The 2,429-nt window shown below is 61.3% G+C and carries 3 protein-coding genes; all 3 read right to left on the bottom strand.

What is annotated here, in order from left to right:
* Nucleotides 1-1,378 (bottom strand): IS66 family transposase (locus HRL41_RS11815; protein ID WP_172137192.1); only part of this gene is annotated, 1,378 nt, incomplete at its 3' end.
* Between the two features lie 219 nt (nt 1,379-1,597).
* On the bottom strand, nt 1,598-1,957 hold the full coding sequence (gene tnpB, locus HRL41_RS11810; protein WP_172137191.1) for an IS66 family insertion sequence element accessory protein TnpB: 360 nt from the start codon (nt 1,955-1,957) through the stop codon (nt 1,598-1,600).
* Nucleotides 1,954-2,349 (bottom strand): hypothetical protein, encoded by a 396-nt coding sequence (locus HRL41_RS11805; protein ID WP_172137190.1) that lies wholly within the window; start codon nt 2,347-2,349, stop codon nt 1,954-1,956. Before HRL41_RS11805 ends, tnpB begins: the two co-directional genes overlap by 4 nt.
* Nucleotides 2,350-2,429: the final 80 nt, after the last annotated feature.

The following is a 2,429-nucleotide window of genomic DNA, read 5'->3' as shown; positions in this document are numbered from 1 at the left end:
CGATCGAGTATATGGCCGCAGAGGCGTTCGCGCCCCTTGGCGTGCCGGAGAACAGCCAGTTCTTCCTGCCTATCACGAAGGACTTGACGGCTCGCTCGGCGATGTTGTTGTCCAGGCCGAGCCTGCCGTCCTCGAGCACGTTCATGACGTAGGGCCAGTATTTGATCGCATAGAGGAGCGCCTCGTGCAACGCCATCCTGGGAACAGCCTTATCTAATGCGGCCTCGGCCCACGCCTCGAACGATTCCATATGCGGCGCGAGCTTCTCCAGCCGAGCTTCCTTGCGACTCTCGGGATCCATGTCGCCGAGCTTCTTGTCGATGCGGAAGATGCGGTCTATGCGCCGCCTCGCCTCCAAGGCAATCGAGTTTGCGCCCTCGCATACCGCGTCGCCGCCTGCCACCTTCACGATCTCGGCGAACCTGCGCCGTATGTGCACCAAGCACGCGGTGTTGACCACGCCGTCGATCCCCAGGTTGAAATAGGGGTCGTACCCGTCGGTCGTCAAGTAGCCCGACCAGCCCTTAAGGAAAGTACGCGCCACATCGCCCGAACGGGTCGGGTGGTACTCGAATATGCAGTTCGGCGTCTCGTGGGGCCCGCTCCTGAACAGCCACATATAGGACTTCTTCGTGGCCAGACGATCAGGCTCCTTGAGTACCTGCACCTCGGTCTCATCGGCGTTTATGCACCTGCATTCCAAGAGCTTTTCCTTCATGCGGGAGTGTATGAGGGAAAGCCATCTCTCGTGCACGTTGATCGTCCAGTTCGCCATGTCCTGGCGGCTGATGTCGGCGCCTATCGAGCGGAAGTCTTCTTCTAGTCGGTAATAGGGCATGGAGTTGGCGTACTTCGCGTTGAGCACGTACGAGAGCATCGACGCCGTGGCAAACGAGCGGGGGATGGGGCTAAGCTCGGGCATCGGGGCGCGCACGATCTGCGATGTGACCTCTTCGCCTTTTGCGTTAGCCTTGCAGCACGGGCCGCACTTGTAGGCGTGGCGGCGGTGCTCTTCCACTACCAAGTGCGCCGGCACGAGGCGGATGACTTCGGTGACCTCGACCTTCATCTCAGACATGGGGCTTCCGCAATGCGGACAAGATGCATCCTCGAGTGTGTGTTCGATGACGACGCGCTCGAGGTCGGCCGTGTCGATGCGACGGCGCCCGCCGCGTCTCCTCGGCTTGGCTGGGGCATCGCCGTCAAGCTCTGGCTCGGCCTCGGCAGGATCTGCCCAGGCTTCCGTGTCGTTGAACAAGGAGAGCTGGTCGGGGACGACCTTTTCCGACTTGGAGCCGAAGAAGCGCATGTTCGCGAGCTTCAGCATCTCCACCAGCCGGGCCATCTTGGCCTCGAGTCTTTCTATCTTGGCCGTCATTGCCGAAGCTTTCTCTTCGGCTTCCGCGCTGAATTGCGCAGCTTCCTCGACCAGCCGCGCATTGTCCCGGGCAAGCGCCTCGTTGTCCCGGGCAAGCGAGGCGAGCTGCGCTCGCAGCATGGCGATCTGCTGTTGCGGCGTTGGGGGATCTGGGGTGCGACGCTTCTTCTGCATGAACGTATTATCCCATATATCAGCAGGTCAGGAGGTGTTTTTAGGTCAAAGGACCACTTTGGCGGAAAGCGGCGCAGGCGCTTTTGGCTGCTCGAAGTCGATGCCGTCGAGCAGCCATATGAGCTGCCTGCGCTCTATCTGCAGCGACGCCTCGCCGTCCTTGTCGTGTCTCCAGCGAAACCCGCCCTCGGCCAGGCGCACGTAGTACATGCACCACCCGTTCGCCTCGAAGCGCAAGAGCTTCATCTTCTCGCAGTCGCGGCTCACGAAGCAGTAGAGGGCGCCGTCGGCGGGATCCATGCCGAAGTCGGTCGTGACCACGGAGGCGAGTCTCTGTATGCCGGCCCGCATGTCCTGCGGGCGACGCGATATGAACAGCTTGTCGGGCGTGGTGAACGGGTTCAAAGGGAAGCCACCGCCCTGAGTACCGATGTGATGTCATCTGCTCTGCAGCCTGAGGGGATGACGATGTCTGTGCCCCTCGTGCGCACGACGATCGAAGACGTGCGTGCGGGCGCGCCGTCCTCAACGCAATGCGCCGGCATGGCAGGTGTTGCTGCGGCAGGCTTGGCGAGCGCTGTGCGCGACGTGATCGATTCTCTCGACAGCTCGATCCACTCAGATGCGTTGGGCTTAGCGAACAGCTCCGGTTCCTCCTCGCGGAACCTGGCCATCCACGCGTACAGCGTGGACTCCGCGACCTTGTTCAGCACGCACCAGTCCTTGATCGTCATGTCCGTCGAAAGGCACCGCTCCACCTGCTCGCGGCGCATCGACCTTCTTTCCTGCGGCGTCATCGTCACTTCCTTCCATCAGGTTGCAACGATTGTGGCATCTATCGGCTAGAAGCTGAAGACGCAGGAATTTAGACGCTTAC

Origin of the sequence: Adlercreutzia sp. ZJ473 (assembly GCF_013185065.1) — a bacterium.
Lineage (GTDB): Bacteria > Actinomycetota > Coriobacteriia > Coriobacteriales > Eggerthellaceae > CAAEEV01.
This window is presented reverse-complemented; position numbering and strand designations above follow the sequence as displayed.